Source organism: Micromonospora sp. CPM1, assembly GCF_023896895.1.
Taxonomy (GTDB): Bacteria; Actinomycetota; Actinomycetes; order Mycobacteriales; family Micromonosporaceae; genus Micromonospora; species Micromonospora tulbaghiae.
In genome coordinates this window covers 35,364-56,874 of sequence record NZ_JAMHIU010000019.1, presented here as the reverse complement: position 1 = coordinate 56,874, position 21,511 = coordinate 35,364, and the positions used below count along the sequence as shown (strand labels likewise).

Genomic DNA, 21,511 nt, shown 5'->3' with positions numbered 1-21,511 from the left:
CGATGACACTCTCCCCGTCCAGCATCGAGCAGGTCATCCCCGGCCAGGGGGCGATGGCGCAGCCGTCGGCCCGGGCCCGCCGCCGCCGGTTCCGCTTCGTCGCCAACGCCAAGGCCGCGACCGGCCTCGCCGTCCTCGGGGTGTACGTGCTCCTGGCGGTGATCGGGCCGTGGATCGCGCCGTACGACCCGGACGCGCGCAGCGCCGACGTGCTCCAGGCGCCCTCGGCCCGGCACTGGTTCGGCACCACCCACCTCGGGCAGGACATCTTCAGCCAGATCCTGGTCGGCGCGCGCAGCGTGATGGTGGTGGGCCTGATCGCCGGCGTGCTCGCCACGATCCTGTCCATCCTGATCGGCGTGACCGCCGGCTACCTGGGCGGCGCGGCCGACGAGGGCCTGTCGGCGGTGTCGAACGTGTTCCTGGTGATCCCGGCGCTGCCGCTGATCATCATCGTCACGTCCCTGGTCGACCAGGCCAGCGACATGCTCGTGGCGCTCATCATCGGCCTCACCTCGTGGGCGTGGGGCGCCCGGGTGCTGCGCGCCCAGACGCTGTCGCTGCGCCGCCGCGACTACGTCGAGGCGGCACGGGCCACCGGCGAGCGGACCTGGCGGATCATCGGGTTCGAGATCCTGCCCAACCTGACCGCGATCATCGCCTCCGGCTTCGTCGGCACCGTCATCTTCGCGGTGATGTCGGAGATCACCCTGGCGTTCATCGGCGTCTCGTCGGTGTCGTCGTGGAACTGGGGCACGATCCTGTTCTGGGCGCAGGGGCAGCAGGCGCTGGCGCAGGGCGCCTGGTGGTGGTTCGTCCCGGCCGGGCTGGCCATCGCGCTGCTCGGCACCGCGCTGGCACTGATCAACTTCGGCATCGACGAGTTCGTCAGTCCCCGGCTGCGCACCGGCGGCCGGACCCGGATCCGTACCGCCGACGGTCGCACCGTCGCGATGCGCGTCGGGTTCACCCCGGTGCTCGCGCCGAACCCGGCGCCGGTCCCCATGCAGCGGCCGGCGGACCCCATCCGAGAGGACGCGACCTCATGAGCGACCAGGTGCTGGACATCCGCGGGCTGTGCGTCGACTACGGCGTCGGCGCGGACGCGGTCCGCGCGGTCCGCGACGTCGACCTGACGCTGCACCGCGGCGAGGTGCTCGGCCTGGCCGGGGAGAGCGGCAGCGGCAAGTCCACCCTGGCGTACGGGCTGACCCGGCTGCTGCCCCCGCCCGGCGTGGTCAGCGGCGGCCAGGTGATCTACCACCCGGCCGACGGCCCGCCGGTCGACGTGCTCACGCTCAGCCCGGCGAAGCTGCGCGAGTTCCGGTGGGCGGAGACGTCGATCGTGTTCCAGGGCGCGATGAACTCCCTCAACCCGGTGCACAAGGTCTCCACCCAGCTGCTCGACGTGATCCGGGCGCACGAGCCGAAGAGCACGGCGGCGAGCCGGCTGGCCCGGGCGAAGGAGCTGCTGCGCCTGGTCGGCATCTCCGCCGACCGGCTGGACAGCTACCCGCACCAGCTCTCCGGCGGCATGCGGCAACGGGTCATGATCGCGATGGCGCTGGCGCTGGAACCGCAGGTGGTCATCATGGACGAGCCGACCACCGCGCTGGACGTGGTGATGCAGCGGCAGATCCTCGGCCAGCTCGCCGAGCTGCGCGAACGCCTCGGCTTCGCGGTGCTGTTCATCACGCACGACCTGTCGCTGCTGGTCGAGTTCTCCGACCGGATCGCGATCATGTACGGCGGCCGGATCGTCGAGGAGGCGCCCGCCGCCCGGCTGTACCGGGAGCCGCTGCACCCGTACACCGAGGGGTTGCTGCACTCGTTCCCGGCGCTGCACGGTCCCCGCCGCGAGCTGACCGGCATCCCCGGCTCCCCACCGGACCTGCGCGCCATGCCGTCCGGCTGCGCGTTCCACCCCCGCTGCCCGAAGGCGTTCGACGGGTGCGACGAGCAGGTGCCGGTGCTCGGCGCCCCGCGCGTCGACGACCCGGCGCGGGCCGTGGCGTGCCGGCTGCACCCGGCCGTCGCGCCCCTGTCCCGCTGACCCGCCCGACACCACCACCCGCTACCCGCGAGGAGAACCATGGACACCGACCTGACCCGTCCGTCACCAGTGGCCGGTCCGGACCCGATCGACACGCTGCCGCCGACCTTCCGGTGGGGGGTGGCGACGTCGTCGTACCAGATCGAGGGCGCGGTGGCCGAGGACGGCCGCACACCGTCGATCTGGGACACGTTCTGCCGGGTGCCGGGCGCGGTCGCCAACGGTGACCACGGCGACGTGGCGTGCGACCACTACCACCGGATGCCGCAGGACGTCGCGCTCATCGCGGACCTGGGGCTGGACACGTACCGGTTCTCGGTGGCCTGGCCGCGGGTGCAGCCGGGCGGGCGCGGTCCGGCGAACGTGGCCGGGCTGGCGTTCTACGACCGGCTGGTGGACGAGCTGCTCGGCCGGGGCGTCGAGCCGTGGGTGACGCTCTACCACTGGGACCTGCCGCAGGAGCTGGAGGACGCGGGAGGCTGGCCGAACCGGGACACCGCGTACCGGTTCGCCGACTACGCGGAGCTGGTCTTCGCCGCGCTCGGCGACCGGGTCCGTACCTGGACCACGCTCAACGAGCCGTGGTGCTCGGCGATGCTCGGATACGCCTACGGCGACCACGCCCCGGGCCGGCGGAACCTGGGCGACGGCATCGCCGCGGCGCACCACCTGCTGCTCGGGCACGGGCTGGCGACCCGGCGGCTGCGGGAGGCGGCCCGGTCCCCGATCGAGCTGGGCCTGACGCTGAACCTGTCCACCGCCGACCCGGAGACCGGCAGCGCGGCGGACCGGGACGCGGCGCGGGCCGCCGACGGGCTGGCCAACCGGCTCTACCTCGACCCGGTGCTGCGCGGGGAGTACCCGCAGGACGTGGTGGCCGACCTGGCCGCCGAGGGGGTGCGGATCCCCGTGCAGGACGGTGACCTGGAGGTCATCGCCACCCCGATCGACGTGCTCGGGGTCAACTACTACTTCGGGCAGTTGCACTCCGGGGTGGACGAGCAGGGCCGCGACCGCGACGACGACGGCAAGCCGGTGCGCCGGGTGGTCCGCCGCGACCTGCCGCGTACCGCGATGGACTGGGAGATCGTGCCGGAGTCCTTCACCGACCTGCTGGTGCGGCTGCACCGCGACTACCCGGGCACGCCCATGGTGATCACCGAGAACGGCGCCGCGTTCGACGACGAGCCGGACGCCGACGGGTTCGTGAACGACGACGACCGGGTCGGCTTCCTCACCGAGCACCTGCGGGCGGTGGCACGCGCCCGGGCCGCCGGGGCGGACGTGCGCGGCTACTTCGCCTGGTCGCTGCTGGACAACTTCGAGTGGGCGTACGGCTACGACAAGCGGTTCGGCATCGTCCGGGTGGACTACGACACGCAGCGCCGCACCCCCAAGCGCAGCGCGCTGTGGTACCGCGACACCGTGCGGCGGGTCCGCGGGCAGCGCTGACGCCGGCGTGAGGGCCGGGCCGGTCAGTGGCGGCGGCCCGGCCCCCACGCCGGGCCGGGGCGGGCGGCCGGGTCGCGGGGCACGCCGCCGTCGCGCAGCAGCCGGGTCATCGGCAGGGTGGCCGCGCCCATCGCGACCGCGTCCGGTCCGAGCCGGCACAGCTCGATCGAGGTCTGCGCGTACGGCTGGCGCAGCGCGTGCCGCGCCGTCGCCTCGCGGATCGCGGGCAGGTGCCGTTCGCCCAGGGCCAGCCCGGCCCAGCCGCCGAGCACCACCCGCTCCGGGTTGAACAGGTTCACCAGGTTCGCCACCCCGGCGCCCAGGTAGCCGACCGTCTCGTCGATCACCTTCGCGGCGGTGCGGCCGGTGGAGCGCAGCAGCTCACCGAAGGCGGTCTCCTCGTCCGCGCCCGGCGCCGGGCGGCCCCGGTTGGCCTGGCGGAACCGGTCCAGCACCGCCTCCGCGCCCACGTACGCCTCCAGACAACCGAGGTTGCCGCAGCGGCAGCGGCGGCCCCCGTACACGATGGTGGTGTGGCCCCACTCCCCGGCGCTGCTGTGCGCGCCGCGGTAGCCGACGCCGTCGGCGACCACGCTCGCGCCGACGCCGGAGCCGACCAGGGCGACCACCGCGTGCCGGACGCCGCGGCCGGCACCGAACCACATCTCGGCCTGGCCGAGCGTCTTCGCGCCGTTGTCCACGTGCACCGGCACGTCGGTGCCGGCGCGCAGCATCGCGCCGAGCGGGACGCCGTCCCAGCCGAGCGTCTGGGCGTGCACCACGGCGTCGGCGGTGCGCTCGACGGTGCCGGCGACGGCGACGCCGAAGCCGAGCACCGCGGCCGGGTCGACGCCCGCCTGCTCGGTGACGGCGGCGAGGCCGTGCCGCAGGTGAGCGGCGACCCGCGCGGGGTCGGGATCGGCCGCGGTGATCGGGTACTCCGCCTTGGCCAGCGCGGTCATGCTCAGGTCGAACAACTCCACCTGGACGCGGGTCTCGCCCACGTCGGCGCCGACCAGGTAGCCGTAGCCGGGCGCGACGCGCAGCAGCACGCGGGGACGGCCGCCGTCGGACTCGACCGAGCCGGCCTCCTCGACCAGGCCCTCGTTGATCATCTCGCCGACCAGGTTGCTGACGCTGGCCAGGCTCAGCGCGGTGGACTGGCCCAGTTCGTGCCGGCTGAGCGGGCCGTCCAGCCAGATCCGGGTCAGCAGGACCGAGCGGTTGGCCCGGCGCATGTCGCGCACCGTGGTGCGTCTGGCGTCCACGTCCGCCGCCGTCCTTTCCCCGGCCGCCCGCGGGCGGCTTTCGTTCCTGCTTCACGCCCTGAACGGGGTGGTGACAGGGTACGCCGCATTTACACTTAACAAAGTTAACTGATAACCTCCGGCGCATCGATGAGGAGGTATGTCATGCGACTCGGACGTGGGATGACCGCTCTGCTCGGTGGCGTCGCGCTGCTCGCCGCCACCGCCGCCGCCCTGCCCGCCACCGCCGCCACACCGACCGGCGCCGTCGGCACGCTCGTCGCCTGCGACGCGCCGGCCTGGGCCGAGGGCGTCACCTGGACCGCCGGCAGCCGGGTGACCTACGGCGGCCGGCTCTACCAGGCGCTCGTCACGCACACCCCGCCGGCCGGCGCGGGCTGGACCCCGGCCGCCGTACCGGCGCTCTGGACCGACCTCGGCGCCTGCACCGGCGGCACGCCGTCGCCGAGCCCCACCACCCGGCCGCCGTCGCCCACGCCGTCCGCCTCCCCCTCCCCGACGGCTTCCCCGACGCGGACGCCTACCCCCACGCCCACTGTGTCGTCCAGCCCGACCACGCCGGGCGGGGACACCTGCGCGCTGCGGTCCCGGCCGTCCGGGAAGGTGCTCCAGGGCTACTGGGAGAACTGGGACGGCGCCGCGAACGGCGTGCACCCCGGACTCGGCTGGATCCCGATCACCGACTCCCGGATCACCGGGCACGGCTACAACGTGGTGACCGCCGCGTTCCCGGTCATCCGCGCCGACGGGACAGTGCTCTGGGAGGACGGCATGGACGCCGGCGTCAAGGTGCCCACCCCCGCGCAGGTGTGCCAGGCCAAGGCCGCCGGGCTGACCGTGCTGCTGTCCATCGGCGGCGCCACCGCCGGGATCGACCTCAGCTCCAGCGCGGTCGCCGACCGGTTCGTCGCCACAGTGGTGCCGATCCTCAAGCGGCACAACTTCGACGGCATCGACATCGACATCGAGACCGGCCTCACCGGCAGCGGGAACATCAACCAGCTCTCCCCCTCGCAGGCCAACCTGATCCGGATCATCGACGGGGTGCTGGCCCAGATGCCGGTCGGCTTCGGGCTCACCATGGCGCCGGAGACCGCGTACGTCACCGGCGGCAGCGTCACCTACGGCTCGATCTGGGGCGCGTACCTGCCGATCGTCAAGAAGTACGCCGACAACGGGCGGCTGTGGTGGCTGAACATGCAGTACTACAACGGCTCGATGTACGGCTGCGCCGGTGACTCGTACCCGGCCGGCACGGTGGCCGGTTTCGTCGCGCAGACCAACTGCCTCGACACCGGCCTGGTCGTGCAGGGCACCACCGTCCGCGTACCGCTCGACCGGCAGGTTCCCGGGCTGCCCGCACAGGTCGGCGCCGGCGGCGGCTACATGAGCCCGGCACTGGTGGCCCAGGCGTGGAACACCTACCAGGGACGCCTGAAGGGCCTGATGACCTGGTCGGTCAACTGGGACGGGTCGAAGGGCTGGACGTTCGGCGACAACGTCCGCTCGCTCCAGGGCCGCTGAGACGCGCCGCGGGGCCCCGCCGGACGGCCGGGGCCCCGCGCCGGGTCAGGCGATCTTCTTCGGGGTGATCTTCTTCGGCGTGGTCGGCGAGTCCAGCCAGGCGTTGATCAGCGCGGTGAAGTCCCGGCCGGTCTGCTTGTTGACGAAGGCGATGAACGAGGCCCGGTCCTGCGGCGTGTTGCGCTGCTCCTGGACCCAGGCGCGGGCCAGCGCGAAGAACGCCGCGTCGCCGACCGTCCGGTGGATCTCGCGCAGCATCGCCGCCGGGCACAGGTAGACGTTGCCCTCGGCGAACCGCTTCGGGTCGGGCCGGCCGGGCGGGCCCAGCTTCTTGCGCAGGACGGCGTCACCCTCGCGCAGGTACCGGTCCAGGCTGGCCTCGCTGAGCTTCTGCGTCTCCTTGGTGTACAGATCCTGGATGTACGTCGCCCAGCCCTCGTTCAGCCACAGGTCCCGCCAGGTGGTGGGCGTGACCGAGTTGCCGAACCACTGGTGGGCGTACTCGTGCAGCAGGTCGCTGCCCCAGCGGTCGCGGCGGGCCGCGGTGTTCTCGATCTTCCGGCCCATCGTGATCATCTGCTGGGTCTCCATGCCCGACGCCGAGTCCACCACCACGACGCCGCCGGAGGGGAACGGGTACGGGCCGAACTTCTTCTCCAGCCACGTCAGGTACTGCGGGGACTTCTTCAGGTACGGCAGCAGCTTGTCGTCCGCGCCCTTGCGGTACCAGTAGGTCAGCGGCACGCCGCGCGGCCCCGCCGCGGTCAGCTTCTGGTACTTCCCCACGGCGAGGGTGGTCAGGTACGTCGCGACCGGGTCGGTGCTGCGGTAGCTGAACGTGGTGCCGGACTGACCGGCGGGCGTGCCGCCGGCGATCGCGGACCAGCCGGCCGGCACCGTCACCCGGATGTCGTAGAGCGCCTCGTCCGACGGCTGGTCGTTCGCCGGGTACCAGGTGAACGCCCCGAACGGCTCCTGCATGGTCCAGAGGCCGCCCTCCTTGGTGACGGTGAGACCCAGGGCCTCGGTGTCCTTGCGGTGCGACGGCATCGGAGTCGTCTTCGGCCGGCCGTGATAGGTGACCACCAGGGTCACCGGCTCGTCCGCCACCACCGGGGCGGACACGGTCAGCTTCTCCTTCGTCACCGCGCCGGGAACCGTCGCGCCGTCCAGTGTGACGCTGTCGACCTGGTAGGGCATGAAGTCGAGGACCAGGTTCGGCGCGTCCTTCACCGGCCGGATCCGCAGCGTGGCGGTGCCGGTGAGGGTGGTGGTCGACGGCGCCCACTCCAGCGCGAGGTCGTAGTGCAGGACGTCCAGCGCGTCGGTGCCCCGGGCCGGATAGACCGGGTCGGCCACCGGCGTCGACCGCCCCGCCTGCCAGGCGGCGTAGTCGACGGCGGGGGCGGTCGGGCTCGGCGGGGTGGAGGCGGAGGGGGTCGCGGCCGGGGCGGCGGGGGTCGTGGTGCACCCGGCGACGAGCAGCGGTCCGAGGAGCATGATCAGGGTTACGGGGCGGCGCATCAGCGCACCCTACGGCAGTGATCAGCTTTCGTGGGGGCGTCTCGGCTGGCACCGGTTGCGAGACCCTGCCAGGCTGTCGCTCGTGTATGACTACGACCTGCTGGTGCTGGGCTCCGGACCGAGTGGACAGAAGGCGGCCATCGCCGCGGCCAAGCTGGGCCGCCGCGTCGCGATCGTGGACCGCCGCGACATGCTCGGCGGCGTGTGCATCAACACCGGCACCGTGCCCTCCAAGACCCTGCGCGAGGCGGTGCTCTACCTGACCGGCCTGAGCCAGCGCGACCTCTACGGCAGCAGCTACCGGGTCAAGGAGGACATCACCGTCGCCGACCTGGCCGCCCGCACCCAGCACGTGATCACCCGGCAGACCGACGTCATCCGCAACCAGCTGGCCCGCAACAAGGTCTCGCTGATCACCGGCACCGGCCGGTTCGCCGACGCCCACTCCGTCTGGGTGGACGCCGGCTCCGGCCGGGAGACCCGGGTCAGCTTCGACAAGGCGGTCGTCGCCGCCGGCACCCGCCCGGCCCGCCCGGACAGCGTCGACTTCGACGACCGGACCATCGTCGACTCCGACGGCGTGATCAACCTCCAGGCAGTCCCGCGCAGCATGGTCGTGGTCGGCGCCGGGGTGATCGGCATGGAGTACGCGTCCCTGTTCGCCGCGCTCGGCACCAAGGTGACAGTGGTCGAGCGCCGCCCGCGGATGCTCGACTTCTGCGACGAGGAGATCGTCGAATCGCTGAAGTACCACCTGCGGGACCTGTCGGTGACCTTCCGCTTCGGCGAGGAGGTGGCCGCCGTGGAGAAGCACCGCAGCGCCGCGCTCTGCATCCTGCGCAGCGGCAAGAAGATCGTCGCGGACACGGTGATGTACTCGGCCGGCCGCCAGGGGCAGACCGACGACCTCGCGCTGGAGGCGGCCGGGCTCACCGCCGACCATCGGGGCCGGATCACCGTCGACGCCGACTACCGCACCGCCGTCGACAACATCTACGCCGTCGGCGACGTGATCGGCTTCCCCGCGCTGGCGTCCACCTCGATGGAACAGGGCCGCCTGGCCGCCCAGCACGCCTGCGGCGAGCCGGCGCGCGGCATGTCGGACCTGCAACCGATCGGCATCTACACCATTCCGGAGATCAGTTTCGTCGGGAAGACCGAGGAGGAGCTGACCGAGGCGTCCGTCCCGTTCGAGGTGGGCATCGCCCGCTACCGGGAGCTGGCCCGGGGGCAGATCGTCGGCGACTCGTACGGGATGCTGAAACTGCTGGTCTCACCCGAGGACGGCCGGCTGCTCGGGGTGCACGTGTTCGGCACCGGCGCCACCGAGATCGTCCACATCGGGCAGGCGGTGATGGGCTGCGGCGGCACGGTCGACTACCTGCTGGACGCGGTCTTCAACTACCCGACCCTGGCCGAGGCGTACAAGGTGGCGGCCCTCGACGCCGCCAACAAGATCCGCAACATAACCCGGATCAACGACTGACCCGCCCCCGCCCTGCCCCCTCCCCGGCGATCTTGCACTTGCGGCCCGGCGAACGCCCGTTATGCCAGTTACGCCGGGGCCACAAGTGCAAGATCAACGCAGGCGAGGGGCGGGAGGGTGGGGTCAGCGGCCTGTGGCGTAGCCCTGGGCGCCTCGGGGGTTCGCCGCCGCGGAGAGGACTCCGGTGGCCGGGTCGCGGGCCACGGCGCACATGCGGCCCAGGCTCCACGGGTCGGACACGCGTACGGTGTGGCCCCTTGCGCGCAGGCCCGCCAGGACGTCGCCGTCGATCCGGTCCTCCAGCACCAGCACGCCGGGCTCGACCTCGCGCGGGTAGAACGACGCCGGGAAGCTCGTCGTGTGCCAGGTGGGGGCGTCGATCGCCTCCTGCAGCTCCTGCCCGCCGGCCAGGTGCCGCAGCAGGAACAGCAGCTGCCACTGGTCCTGCTGGTCGCCGCCCGGCGTGCCGCAGGCCATCACCGGCTCGCCGTCGCGCAGCACCAGCGTCGGGCTGAGCGTGGTACGCGGGCGCCGGCCCGGCCGCAGCGTCGAGGCGAGCCCCTCCTCCAGCCAGCACATCTGCAACCGGCTGCCGAGCGGGAAGCCCAGCTCCGGGATGGTGGGTGAACTCTGCAGCCAGCCACCGCTGGGCGTGGCGGAGATGATGTTGCCCCACCGGTCCACCACGTCGACGTGGCAGGTGTCGCCGCGGGTCACTCCGTCGGCCCGGACCGTGGGTTCGCCGGTGCTCGGGTCCTGCGGGACGGCCCGCCCGGCGGCGTGGTCGCGCAGGTGCGACGGCAGCCGGGGTGACTCACCCGCCGGGCTGCCGGGGCGCAGCGACGTGTCGGCGCGGTCGCCGACCAGCGCGGCCCGCGCGCGGGCGTAACCGGCCGACAGCAGCGCGGAGCCCGGCACGTCGGTGTCGCCGTACCACGCCTCGCGGTCGGCGAACGCGAGCTTCAGCGCCTCGGCCTGCGCGTGGATGCCGTCCAGGCCGGACGGATCGTAGACGGCCGGGTCGTCGAGCGCGTCCAGGATCGAGAGCGTCTGCAGCAGCACCGGGCCCTGGCCCCAGAATCCGGTCTTGGCGATCGTGTGCCCGTGCCAGTCCAGCGTGACCGGTTCCTCCCAGGTCGCCGGCCAGCGGGCCAGGTCGTCGCCGGTGACCAGCCCGGCGTGGGCGCGGCCGCTGGAGTCGCGGAACGGCAGCCGGCTGAACGCGTCGATCGCCTCGGCGACGAACCCCTCCCGCCAGGCGCGCCGGGCCGCCTCGATCTGCGCCTGGCGGTCCGTACCGGCGGCCCGTCCGGCGTCGACGAGGCGGCGCAGCGTGTCCGCGTACGCCGGGTTGGTGACCATCTCCCCCGGCGCGGGCGGGCGGCCGTCGCGGAGCCAGAGGCGCGCGGAGGTCGGCCAGTGGTCGGTGAACAGCGACCGGACCCGCGCCACGGTCTGCCCGGCGGCGCCGACGAGCGGGTGGCCGGCGGCGGCGTAGCCGATCGCCGGTTCCAGCACCTCGGCGAGCGTGCGGGTGCCGTGGTCGCGCAGCAGCAGGAGCCAGGCGTCGACAGCGCCCGGCACCACGGCGGCGAGCGGGCCGGCGCCGGGCACGAGGTCCAGGCCGAGCGAGCGGAAGTGCGCCACGGTGGCGGCGGCCGGGGCCGGTCCCTGACCGCACAGCACCCGCGGCGTGGGGTCGGTCGCGGTGGCGAGGATCGCGGGCACCTCGCCGGCCGGGCCGTTGAGGTGCGGTTCCACGACGTGCAGCACGAACCCGGCGGCGACAGCGGCGTCGAAGGCGTTGCCGCCGCGTTCCAGCACGCCCATCGCGGACTGGCTGGCCAGCCAGTGCGTGGACGAGACCATGCCGAACGTGCCGCGCAGCGTGGGCCGGGTGGTGAACGTCATCGGCGGTGAGCCTACGCCGCGCCGGCGGTGTCGGCGCGCGTCGTCGCGCCCTCCTCCCCCGGGCCGCCGTCGCGCTCGCCGTCGAGCGGGAACAGGCACGCCGCGTGGTGGCCGGGGCCGACCTCGGCGAGCGCCGGATCGGTCTCGGCGCACGCGGGTCGGGCCTGGGGGCATCGGGTACGGAAGCGGCAGCCGCTCGGCGGGTCCACCGGGCTGGGAATGTCGCCGGTGAGCACGATCCGGCGGCGCTCCCGCTCGACGCGCGGATCGGCCACCGGCACCGCCGACAGCAGCGCGGCCGTGTAGGGGTGCGCCGGGCGCCGGTAGATCCGCTCGGGTGGGCCGGTCTCGACGATGCGGCCCAGGTACATCACCGCGATCCGGTCGCTCATGTGCTCGACGGCGGCCAGGTCGTGCGCGATGAACAGGTAGGTCAGCCCGAGGTCGCGTTGCAGGTGCCGGAGCAGGTTCATGATCTGCGCCTGCACGCTCAGGTCGAGCGAGGCGATCGGCTCGTCCAGGACGATCAGGTCCGGCTCCCCGGCCAGCGCCCGGGCCACGCCGACGCGCTGGCGCTGGCCGCCGGACAGCTCGTGCGGATAGCGGCCCGCCGTGTCGGCGCGCAGGCCGACCAGGTCCAGCAGCTCCGCGACCCGGGCCCGCCGGGCGGCGGCGGACGTGGCGAGCCGGTGCACGATCAGCGGCTCGGCGACGCTGTCACCGACCGTCCGGCGTGGATCCAGCGACGCCTGCGGGTCCTGGAACACCATCGCGACGTGGCGCCGCGTCGCCCGCAGGCGGCGGCGCGACCAGCGGGTCACGTCCTCGCCCGCCACCCGGACCCGCCCGGCGGTCGGGTCGACCAGCCGCAGCAGCGCCAGGCCGGCTGTGGACTTGCCGCTGCCCGACTCGCCGACCAGCCCGAGCGTCTCAACCCGGCGTACGGCGAGACTGACGCCGTCGACCGCGCGGACCGTTCCGGCCGGGGTCGGGAAGTGCACCTTCAGGTCGTCCAGCTCGGCGACCACGTCCGGTGTGTCGGCGCTCATCCGGCCTCTCCACGGTAGAAGGTGCGGACCGTGTGCCCGTCGCCGACCGGCGTCAGCGGGGGCAGTTCGTGCTCGCAGCGGGGATCGGCGCGCACCGGGCAGCGTGGCCAGAACGCGCAGCCCGGAGGCAGGTCCAGCGGGCTCGGCGGCGACCCGGGAATGGCCACCAGGTCCTCGCCGCGCCGGGACGGGTCCGGCCGGGCCGCCAGCAGCGCCCGGGTGTACGGGTGCGTGGGCGTGTCGAACACCGCGTCGACCGGGCCCTGCTCGACGATGCGTCCGCCGTACATGACCGCGACGGTGTCCGCGATGCCGGCGACCACGCCCAGGTCGTGGGTGACCCAGACGACGGCGGTGCCCAGCCGCGCCTGGAGGTCGGCGACCAGTTCGATGATCTGCGCCTGGGTGGTGACGTCGAGCGCGGTGGTCGGCTCGTCGGCGATCAGCAGGTCCGGCTCGCAGGCGAGCGCCATGGCGATGGCGACGCGCTGGCGCATGCCGCCGGAGAACTGGTGCGGGTACGCGTCGACGCGCCGTGCCGCCGACGGGATGCCCACCAGGTCCAGCAGCTCCACCGCCCGGTCGCGGGCGGCGCGGCGGGTCAGCCCGAGGTGTTCCTCGGCGGCCTCGGTGACCTGCCGCCCCACCGGCAGCACCGGGTTGAGCGAGGTCATCGGGTCCTGGAACACGAACCCGACGTGCCGGCCGCGTACCTTGCGGCGGCGGTCGTCGGGCAGCGCGGTCAGCTCGGTGTCGAGCAGCCGGACCCGGCCGGTGACGGTGGCGGCGCGTGGGGCGAGGCCGGTGGCGGCGAGCAGCGTCATGCTCTTGCCGCTGCCGGACTCGCCGACCAGGGCGAACGTCTCTCCCGGCCGTACCTGCCAGGACACCCCGGCGACGGCACGGACCGGGCCGCGGCGGGTGCCGACGGTCACGGTGAGGTCGTCCACTGACAGCACTGTCGAATGGCTCATGGGGTGCTCCTGCGGGCCTCGCCCAGGGTGAGCTGCCGCGGGTCCAGCACGTCCCGCAGCGCGTCGCCGACCAGGTTGAACGCCAGCACGGTGAGGAAGATCGCCGCGCCCGGGAACACGCCCAGCCACCACGCGTCGGTGACGAAGCCGCGCCCGTCGAACAGCATCCGCCCCCAGGCCGGCGCGGGCGGCTGGATGCCCAGGCCGAGGAAGGACAGCGCGGCCTCGGAGAGGATCGCGAACGCCAGCGACAGCGACGTCTGCACGATCAGCGGCGCGGCGATGTTCGGCAGCACGTGCCGGCGCATGATGCGCAGGTCGGACGCGCCGATGGAGACGGCGGCCCGGACGAACACCTGCTCCCGTACGGACAGCACGCCGGCGCGGGTGATCCGGGCGAAGATGGGCGTGTAGACCACACCGATGGCGACCATGGCGGTGAGCAGGCCGGGGCCGAGCACCGCCACGATGGCCACCGCCAGCAGCAGCACCGGGAACGCGAACAGCACGTCCATGCAGCGCATGAGCACGCTGTCCAGCCAGCCCCGGTAGTAGCCGGCGAACAGCCCGAGCGTCACGCCCGCGACCAGCGCGATGCCGACGCTGACGGCGCCGACCTGAAGCGAGACGCGGGCGGCGACGAGCACCCGGCTGAGCACGTCGCGGCCCAGTTCGTCGGTGCCGAACGGGTGCGCGCCGCTGGGTGGGCGCAGCATCTGGTCCACGTCGACGTCGTTGACGCCGGCCGGTGCCAGCCACGGGCCGGCCACGCCCACCACGACCAGCAGCACGAGCACGATCGTGCCGCCGACGGCGAGCGGGTCGCGGCGCAGCGCGTCGAGGACGCGGCGTCCGGTGCTCTCGGTCGTGGCGCTCACTTGACCGTGATCCTCGGGTCGAGGCGGGCGTAGAGGATGTCCACCAGCAGGTTGACCAGCAGGAACAGTGCCGCCACGAGCAGCACCGCGCCCTGCAGGACGGGATAGTCGCGGGCCTGCACGGCGTCGAAGGTGAGCCGGCCGATGCCGGGCCAGGCGAACAGCACCTCGATCACGATGACGCCCCCGAGCAGGCTGGCGAGCTGCACCGCGACCACAGTGACCACCGGGATGAGTGCGTTGCGCAGCACGTGCCGCAGGATCACCACCCGGTTGCGCAGGCCCTTCGCCTCGGCGGTGCGCACGTAGTCGGCGGAGAGCACCTCCAGCACGGACGAGCGGATGAACCGGGTGAGGATCGACGCGGTGACCAGGCCGACGGTGACCGCCGGCAGCGCCACGTGGGTGGCCCACCGGCCGGGGTCGTCGGTGAGCGCCACGTAACCCGAGGGGGGCAGCCAGCCGAGCACCCCGGCGAACAGCAGGATGCCCATGATGCCCATCCAGAAGTCCGGCACGGAGACGCCGAACTGGCTGAACACGCGGGCCGCGTGGTCGACCGCGGAGCCGCTGCGTACCGCGGCGACGATGCCCAGCGGGAACGCGACGAGCAGCGCGAACACCACGGCGGTGACGGCCAGTGACAGCGTGGCGGGCAGCCGCTCCAGCACGATCGCGCTCACCGGCTGGCCGGTGCGGAAGCTGACCCCCAGGTCACCGGTGAGCGCGTGCCCGAGATAGCTGACGTACTGCACCGGCAGCGGCTGGTCGAGGCCGGCGCGCTCCCGCAGCGCCTCGTACGTCTGCGGGTCGAACCGGGTGCCGAGCGCCACCCGCACCGGGTCGCCCGGCACCAGTTGCAGCAGCAGGAACACCACAAGGGTCACACCGACCAGCACGACCGCCGACTGGAGGACCCGCCGCAGGACGAAGCGGGCCATCACTTGGCCAGGGCGACCGACCGGAACCGGATCGCCCGGTCGGTGCGCACGTCGTAGCCGGAGACCTTCTTCGACCAGCCCTGCACCACGTCCGGGTTGTAGAGGTAGAGGTAGCTGGCGTCGTCGACGATCTGCTTCGCGGCCTGCTCGTACGCCTGCTTGCGGGCGCCCTGGTCGGTCTGGGTGCGGGCGTCGTCGAGCAGCTTGTCGACCGCCGGGTTCTTGTACTTGTGGAAGTTGAACGTGCCGCCGCTGTGGTGCTGGGCGTAGTAGAACTCGTCCGGGTCGATGTTGCCGAGCCAGCCGAGCATGAACCCGTCGAAGTTGCCCTTCGCCTGCTCGTCGAGCCACTGGGCGAAGTCCAGCGTACGGATCTTGACGGTGATGCCGACGGCCTTGAGCTGCGCGGCGATGACCTGCGCGGCGGTGACCGTCTCCGGGTACTCGCTGGTGACCATCAGGTCCATGGTCAGGTTGCTCACGCCGGCCTGGCCGAGCATCTGCTTCGCCTTGCCCGGGTCGTGGCTGTAGGGCGCGTAGTCGTAGTAGAACGCGCTCGCCTTCGGGATGGCGGTCTGGTTGACGGTGGCCAGCCCGAACTTCGCCGCCTTGGTGATCGCCTCGCGGTCCAGCGCGTACCCGATCGCGCGCCGCACCTCGGGGTTGTCGAACGGTTTGCGGGCCTCGTTGAGCGCCACGTACCAGTAGTCGGTCGACGGCGCCGACTTCACCGTGATGTCGCCGTCGTCCTTAAGGGAGCCGACCTGCTGGGGCGGCAGGTTGTCGGTCCACTGGACCTGGCCGCTGCGCAGGTTCTGCAACGCCACAGTCGGGTCCTTGACGAAGGTGAACGTGACGCCGTCCAGCTTCGGCTTCTCGCCCCAGTAGGAGTCGTTGCGCACCAGCTTCACGCTGTCGCCGGAGGTGTAGCCGGCCACCTTGAACGGGCCGCTGCCGACCGGTGCGGTCTTCACCTTGCCGGACTCGACGTTGGACTTCTCCACGATCGCCACGCCCTTGAACCCGCCGAGGTTCGCCAGCAGGTTCGGCGTGGGCGCGCTCAGCGTCACCACCACCGTGGCCGGGTCGGGCCCGGCGACCGACTTGACGGTGGCGAACTTGTACGCGTTGTTCAGCTTCTCCTTGATGATCCGCTCGAAGGAGTAGACGACGTCCTCGGAGGTCAGCGGCGACCCGTCGGAGAACGTGACGCCCTCGCGCAGCGTGAACGTCCAGGTGAGCTGGTCGGCGCTGGTGGTCCACTTCGTCGCCAGCGACGGCACCATCTTCAGGTCGGCGTCCGGCTCGACGAGCGTGTCGTAGACGTTCTCCAGCACCTGGAAGCTGTAGTACGCCGAGGTCTTGTGCGGGTCGAGCTGGTCCGGCTCGCCGCCGATCGCGGCGTTGAGGACCCCGCCGGCGCCGCCGGCGTTCCCCCCGCCACCGACGTCGACCGCCTCGCCGCCCGTGCATCCGGACAGGACGCCGACTGTCAGTGTGAGTGCGGCGCCGAGCGCGCCGAGCTTCTTCCTGGACACAGGCCCCCCTAGCGACTTCCCGGACAAAAGAAAGTTTCGGCGAGTCTTCTCTCCGAGCCGGATCATGTCAAACGAATCCAGCCAAATTGACTTGTCGTCGAGTGCTTGCCGGTGCGGAGTGAACGGTGGTTCAATCCGGGCCCCGACCTGATCCGCCACCAGCGCTGGGAGTTGCCGCCGTGACCACACACGAGGTCGTCAACCAGGTCCCGCCGATGGTCGGCCACGACACCGCCGACGACCCGGCGCTGTGCGACGGCGTGGCCCGCGAGGGCGCCGGCTGGGCGCTGTCCGGGCTGCACGAGCTGGGCCGGCTCGCCGGTGGTGAGGAGGCCGCCGAACACGGGCGGCTCGCCAACGAGCACCCGCCGGTGCTGCGCACCCACGACCGGTACGGCCACCGGATCGACGAGGTGGAGTTCCACCCGTCCTGGCACGAGCTGATGCGGACCGCCGTCGGGCACGGTCTGCACGCCGCGCCGTGGGCCGACGACCGGCCGGGCGCGCACGTGGCCCGGGCCGCCGGCTTCTACCTGTGGCGGCCCGACGCCGGGCACGGCTGCCCGATCTCGATGACGTACGCGGCGGTGCCCGCGCTGCGGCACAACCCGGACCTGGCCGCCCGCTACGAGCCGCTGCTCACCACCCGCGAGTACGACTTCGGGCTCCGCCCGCCGCAGACCAAGCGCGGGCTGCTCGCCGGCATGTCGATGACCGAGAAGCAGGGCGGCTCGGACGTCCGCGCCAACACCACCACGGCCCGGCCGGAGCCGGACGGCAGCTACCGGCTCGTCGGGCACAAGTGGTTCACCTCGGCGCCCATGTGCGACCTGTTCCTCACCCTCGCGCAGGCGCCCGGCGGCCTCACCTGCTTCCTGGTCCCCCGGGTGCTGCCCGACGGCAGCCGCAACCCGATGCGGCTGATGCGGCTCAAGGACAAGCTCGGCAACCGCTCCAACGCCTCCGCCGAGGTCGAGTACGAGCACGCGGTGGCGTGGCGCGTCGGCGACGAGGGCCGGGGCGTGCGCACCATCATCGACATGGTCAACCTGACCCGGCTCGACTGCGTGATCGGCGCCGCGGCCGGGATGCGCCACGGCGTCACCACCGCCGTGCACCACGCCACCCACCGGCGGGCGTTCGGCGACTACCTCGCCGACCAGCCGCTGATGCGCAACGTGCTGGCCGACCTGGCCGTCGAGTCCGAGGCCGCCACAGTGCTGATGATGCGGCTGGCCGGGGCGACCGACCGGTCGGCGCGCGGCGACGACGGCGAGACCGCGTTCAAGCGCCTCGCCCTCGCCGTCGGCAAGTACTGGGTGTGCAAGCGCTGGCCGGGGCACGCCGCCGAGGCGCTGGAGTGCCTGGGCGGCAACGGCTACGTGGAGGAGTCCGGCATGCCGCGGCTGTTCCGCGAGTCGCCGCTGAACTCGATCTGGGAGGGCTCCGGCAACGTCGCCGCGCTGGACGTGCTGCGCGCGCTCACCCGGGAACCGCAGGTGCTCGCCGCGTACGAGGCGGAGGTGGCCGCCGCGGCCGGCGCGGACGCCAGGCTGGACGCCGCGGTGCGCCGGGTGCGCGACGAACTCGCCGACCACACCGACCTGGAGCTGCGCGCCCGGCGGGTGGTGGAGCGGCTGGCGCTGGTGCTCCAGGGCGCGCTGCTGGTGCGCCACGGCCACCCGGCGGTCGCCGACGCGTTCTGCGCCTCCCGGCTCGACGGCGACCACGGTCAGGCGTACGGGACGCTGCCGGGCGGGCTGGACCTCGCAGCGATCATCGACCGCGCCACCCCGAAGATCGGCTGAGGGCGTGGTGACGCGACTCGCCTCGGTGCACCTGTACCCGGTCAAGTCCCTCGGCGGCGTCGACGTCGACCGGGCCGACGTCGAGCCGTGGGGGTTGCGTCACGACCGCCGCTGGCTGGTGCTGCGCCCCGACGGCGGCAAACTGGGCTCGACCGCCCTACCGGCGCTGCTCGGCCTGACCGCCGCCCCCGGCCCCGGGTCGATCACGCTCACCGCCCGCGACGGTTCGTCGCTGACAGTTACCGAACCGGTGGACGGGCCGCCGGTCGCCACCGACGTGTCCCGGCTGGACACGGTCCGGCTCGCCGCCGACGAGGCCCACGACTGGCTCTCCGCGCGGCTGGGCCGACCCGTACGGCTGGCCTGGCTGGACGACCCGCGCCGCCGGCCGATGTCGGCCGAGCACGGCGGCGGGCCCGGTGATCCGCTGAACCTGTCCGACGCCGGACCGCTGCTGGTGGCCACACTGCCGTCGCTGCGGCGGCTGCGGGACTGGATCGTCGAGGGCGCGCTGGAACGCGGCGAGCCCGCGCCGGAGCCGCTGGCGATGGCCCGGTTCCGGCCGACTGTGGTGCTGGACGGGCCGGTCGAACCGTTCGCCGAGGACGGCTGGACGCGGGTGCGCATCGGCGCGGTGGACTTCCGGGTCTCCGAACGCTGCGACCGCTGCTCGGTGACGCTCATCGACCCGGAGACCCTCGCCGGCGGGAAGGAGCCGATCCGCACGCTGGCCCGGCACCGGCGCCACGACGGCAAGACCTGGTTCGGCGTCCGCCTGGTCCCGCTGACCACCGGCGAGATCCGGGCCGGCGACCCGGTCGCCGTCTCCTGATCCGGCGGCTCAGCGGCGACGCCACTCGTCGGCCAGGATCGCGTGGACGAGCTGGTCGGCCCAGCCGCCCCGGAACCGGTAGCTGCGCACGTGTCGCGCCTCCCGCCGCATGCCGAGCCGGGCCATCAGGCGGGCCGACGGCGCGTTGTCCGCGTGACAGCGGGCCATCACCCGGTGCAGCCCGAACCCGCCGAAACCCCAGTCCAGCAGCGCGCCGGCCGCCTCGGTGGCCAGCCCACTGCCGCCGTGGTCGGGGTGGAAGACGTACCCCAGCTCGGCCGTGCGGTCCGCCGCGCTGCGCCAGACCAGCTCGACCGCGCCGATCACCCGCCCGTCGCGCACCACGGCGAGCGTCAGGCAGTCGCCCTCCGCGCGCAGCGCGTCCTCGCCGGCCATCGCGGTCACCGACGCCAGGGACTCCGCCCGGGTACGCGGCGCGGCGCCCGCCATCCAGCGGACCACGTCCGGGCGGCGCTGCCAGGCGTGCACGTCGTCGAGGTCGTCGACGGTGACCGGGCGCAGCAGCAGCCGGGACGTGCGCACCGGGTACACCGGGTGGGTCATCGGGCGATCGTAGGAGGAACCTAGGGTGGGTCGCATGGTCGTTTCCGCCGAGGACGGCAACCCGCTCACTCAGCTCACGCTCGACCAGCTCCGGCAGCGCACCAGCGTGAAGTGGCGGCTGTACCCGCCGGACGTGCTGCCGCTGTGGGTCGCCGAGCAGGACGTGCCGCTGGCGCCGCCGGTGGCCGAGGCGCTGCGCCGGGCGGTCGAGCTGGGCGACACCGGCTACTCGTACGGCACCGCGTACGCCGAGGCGGTCGGCGGGTTCGTCGCGCAGCGGTGGGGCTGGGCCGACTTCCCGGTCGGCCGGACCTCGCTGGTGCCGGACGTGATGATGGGTACGGTCGAGGTGCTGCGCCTGGTCACCGGCCCCGGTGACGCGGTGGTGGTCACTCCCCCGGTCTACCCGCCGTTCTACGCGTTCGTCACGCACGCCGACCGGCAGGTGATCGAGGCGCCGCTCGGCGCGGACCAGCGGCTCGACCCGGCCGCGCTGGAGGAGGCGTTCCGGCGCGCCCGCGCGATCGGCGACCGGCCGGCGTTCCTGCTCTGCAACCCGCACAACCCGACCGGTGTGGTGCACCGGCCCGACGAGCTGGCCACGGTCGCCGAGCTGGCCGCCCGGCACGGCGTACGGGTGGTGGCCGACGAGATCCACTCGCCGCTGGCGCTGCCCGGTGCGCGGTTCACCCCGTACCTGACGGTGCCGGGCGCCCAGAACGCGTTCGCGCTGTTGTCGGCGTCGAAGGCGTGGAACCTGGCCGGGCTCAAGGCGGCGCTGGCGGTCGCCGGGCCGGACGCGGCGGACGACCTGGCCCGGATGCCGGAGGAGGTCAGCCACGGCCCCAGCCACCTCGGGGTGCTCGCGCACACCGCCGCGTTCCGCGCCGGCGGGCCGTGGCTGGACCGGCTGCTCGACGGCCTCGACGCGAACCGGTCGCTGCTCGGATCGCTGCTGGCCGACCACCTGCCGACGGTTTCGTGGCGGCCGCCCGAGGGCACGTACCTGGCCTGGCTGGACTGCCGGCGCCTCGGCGTACCCACCGAGGCGGGCGACGGACCGGGCGTGGCGAGCGACGTGGCCGGTCCGGCGCGGATGTTCCTCGACCGGGCCCGGGTGGCGCTCAGCTCCGGGCACGTCTTCGGCTCCGGCGGTGCCGGGTTCGTGCGGCTCAACTTCGCCACCTCCCCCGCCGTGCTCACCGAGGCGGTCACCCGGATGGGCCGCGCGACGCGCGCCTGAGAGCGTGTGCGGGAGACCCCCGGGTGCGTGTCAGCCCAGGGCTTTGCGCAGCAGCGCCGTCAGCTGGTCCTGTTCCTGGGGTGACAGTCGTCCGACAGCCGAACGGGCGAAGGTGAAGGCGGCGGTGAACCGCTGGTAGATCTCATCGCCACGGGGGGTTCGCGCGACGAGCCGCGCGCGGCGGTCCCGGGGATTCGGTTCGCGGGTGACGAGGCCGAGCGCTTCGAGCCGCATGACGATCTGGGTGATGTTGGAGGCGTCGCAGCCCAGTTCCTCGGCCAGAGCACCCATGCCGCGCCGCGCGTCGAGCCGTCCGAGCACACATGCCTGGGCCGGACTCAGCGACAACTCGGCCGCGGCCGTCTCGTAGGCGCGGTCGTACACGTCGACCAGGTCGAACAAGGCGGCCTCGGCCTCCGACGAGGTGGTCACGGGTCCGCTCGGCAGTGCCATGGCCCCAGCGTAG

18 protein-coding genes are annotated in these 21,511 nt (G+C 73.3%); 8 read left to right on the top strand and 10 right to left on the bottom strand.

Translation table 11 applies throughout. The features are described from left to right. Nucleotides 1-2 precede the first annotated feature (2 nt). From M8C11_RS22375 to M8C11_RS22365, 3 genes are read left to right on the top strand one after another with little or no spacing between them, the layout of a single operon-like run. Nucleotides 3-1,049 carry an ABC transporter permease gene (locus M8C11_RS22375; protein WP_199733127.1) on the top strand — a complete coding sequence of 349 codons (1,047 nt, stop codon included), beginning with the start codon at nt 3-5 and terminating at the stop codon, nt 1,047-1,049. Further along, nucleotides 1,046-2,053, top strand: a complete 1,008-nt coding sequence (locus M8C11_RS22370) for an ABC transporter ATP-binding protein (protein ID WP_252452763.1) — start codon at nt 1,046-1,048, stop codon at nt 2,051-2,053. The genes M8C11_RS22375 and M8C11_RS22370 overlap by 4 nt, the downstream gene beginning before the upstream one ends. 39 nt (nt 2,054-2,092) lie before the next feature. After that, a complete protein-coding gene (locus M8C11_RS22365) occupies nt 2,093-3,505 on the top strand; it encodes a GH1 family beta-glucosidase (RefSeq protein WP_252452761.1) in 1,413 nt (470 codons plus the stop codon). A 23-nt stretch (nt 3,506-3,528) separates the two neighbouring features. On the opposite strand, the gene M8C11_RS22360 is transcribed toward M8C11_RS22365, so the two are convergent. After that, nucleotides 3,529-4,773, bottom strand: a complete 1,245-nt coding sequence (locus M8C11_RS22360) for an ROK family transcriptional regulator (protein ID WP_252452759.1) — start codon at nt 4,771-4,773, stop codon at nt 3,529-3,531. A 144-nt stretch (nt 4,774-4,917) separates the two neighbouring features. On the opposite strand from M8C11_RS22360, the gene M8C11_RS22355 reads away from it, so the two are divergent. Next, nucleotides 4,918-6,297 (top strand): carbohydrate-binding protein, encoded by a 1,380-nt coding sequence (locus M8C11_RS22355; RefSeq protein ID WP_252452757.1) that lies wholly within the window; start codon nt 4,918-4,920, stop codon nt 6,295-6,297. Nucleotides 6,298-6,342: 45 nt separating this feature from the next. Here M8C11_RS22355 and M8C11_RS22350 read toward each other — a convergent pair whose 3' ends face one another. After that, complete coding sequence (locus M8C11_RS22350; protein WP_252452755.1) at nt 6,343-7,821, bottom strand: M1 family metallopeptidase; 1,479 nt, start codon at nt 7,819-7,821, stop codon at nt 6,343-6,345. A gap of 82 nt (nt 7,822-7,903) precedes the next feature. On the opposite strand from M8C11_RS22350, the gene sthA reads away from it, so the two are divergent. Next, on the top strand, nt 7,904-9,307 hold the full coding sequence (gene sthA / locus M8C11_RS22345; protein WP_135240096.1) for a Si-specific NAD(P)(+) transhydrogenase: 1,404 nt from the start codon (nt 7,904-7,906) through the stop codon (nt 9,305-9,307). 123 nt (nt 9,308-9,430) lie between these two features. Here sthA and M8C11_RS22340 read toward each other — a convergent pair whose 3' ends face one another. The 6 genes from M8C11_RS22340 to M8C11_RS22315 are packed head-to-tail and all read right to left on the bottom strand — an operon-like array spanning nt 9,431 to nt 16,598. Continuing rightward, entirely contained in the window at nt 9,431-11,218 is a 1,788-nt protein-coding gene (locus tag M8C11_RS22340) for a gamma-glutamyltransferase family protein (protein ID WP_252452753.1), read from the bottom strand. 11 nt (nt 11,219-11,229) lie between these two features. Beyond that, nucleotides 11,230-12,267, bottom strand: coding sequence for an ABC transporter ATP-binding protein (locus M8C11_RS22335; protein ID WP_252452751.1), 1,038 nt, complete (start codon nt 12,265-12,267; stop codon nt 11,230-11,232). Then, nucleotides 12,264-13,241, bottom strand: coding sequence for an ABC transporter ATP-binding protein (locus tag M8C11_RS22330; protein WP_120569969.1), 978 nt, complete (start codon nt 13,239-13,241; stop codon nt 12,264-12,266). The genes M8C11_RS22335 and M8C11_RS22330 overlap by 4 nt, the downstream gene beginning before the upstream one ends. After that, nucleotides 13,238-14,119: an ABC transporter permease gene (locus tag M8C11_RS22325; protein ID WP_013476858.1), complete on the bottom strand. Its 882-nt coding sequence runs from the start codon at nt 14,117-14,119 to the stop codon at nt 13,238-13,240. Before M8C11_RS22325 ends, M8C11_RS22330 begins: the two co-directional genes overlap by 4 nt. Continuing rightward, nucleotides 14,116-15,060: an ABC transporter permease gene (locus M8C11_RS22320; protein WP_120569970.1), complete on the bottom strand. Its 945-nt coding sequence runs from the start codon at nt 15,058-15,060 to the stop codon at nt 14,116-14,118. Before M8C11_RS22320 ends, M8C11_RS22325 begins: the two co-directional genes overlap by 4 nt. Continuing rightward, complete coding sequence (locus tag M8C11_RS22315) at nt 15,060-16,598, bottom strand: ABC transporter substrate-binding protein (RefSeq protein ID WP_252452749.1); 1,539 nt, start codon at nt 16,596-16,598, stop codon at nt 15,060-15,062. Before M8C11_RS22315 ends, M8C11_RS22320 begins: the two co-directional genes overlap by 1 nt. Nucleotides 16,599-16,777: 179 nt before the next feature. On the opposite strand from M8C11_RS22315, the gene M8C11_RS22310 reads away from it, so the two are divergent. Both M8C11_RS22310 and M8C11_RS30610 read left to right on the top strand, forming a co-directional pair. Then, a complete protein-coding gene (locus tag M8C11_RS22310) occupies nt 16,778-18,406 on the top strand; it encodes an isovaleryl-CoA dehydrogenase (RefSeq protein WP_252452747.1) in 1,629 nt (542 codons plus the stop codon). 4 nt (nt 18,407-18,410) lie between these two features. After that, the gene (locus M8C11_RS30610; RefSeq protein WP_252452745.1) at nt 18,411-19,238 is read left to right on the top strand and encodes an MOSC domain-containing protein; all 828 of its coding nucleotides are present in this window, start codon (nt 18,411-18,413) and stop codon (nt 19,236-19,238) included. 9 nt (nt 19,239-19,247) lie between these two features. Here the strand turns inward: M8C11_RS30610 and M8C11_RS22300 are convergent, their stop codons facing one another. Further along, nucleotides 19,248-19,802, bottom strand: a complete 555-nt coding sequence (locus M8C11_RS22300; RefSeq protein WP_252452743.1) for a GNAT family N-acetyltransferase — start codon at nt 19,800-19,802, stop codon at nt 19,248-19,250. A gap of 34 nt (nt 19,803-19,836) precedes the next feature. Between M8C11_RS22300 and M8C11_RS22295 the strand changes: the two genes are divergently transcribed. Next, nucleotides 19,837-21,045 carry a MalY/PatB family protein gene (locus tag M8C11_RS22295; protein ID WP_252452742.1) on the top strand — a complete coding sequence of 403 codons (1,209 nt, stop codon included), beginning with the start codon at nt 19,837-19,839 and terminating at the stop codon, nt 21,043-21,045. Between the two features lie 30 nt (nt 21,046-21,075). Here the strand turns inward: M8C11_RS22295 and M8C11_RS22290 are convergent, their stop codons facing one another. Then, on the bottom strand, nt 21,076-21,498 hold the full coding sequence (locus M8C11_RS22290; RefSeq protein ID WP_252452740.1) for a MarR family winged helix-turn-helix transcriptional regulator: 423 nt from the start codon (nt 21,496-21,498) through the stop codon (nt 21,076-21,078). Nucleotides 21,499-21,511: the final 13 nt, after the last annotated feature.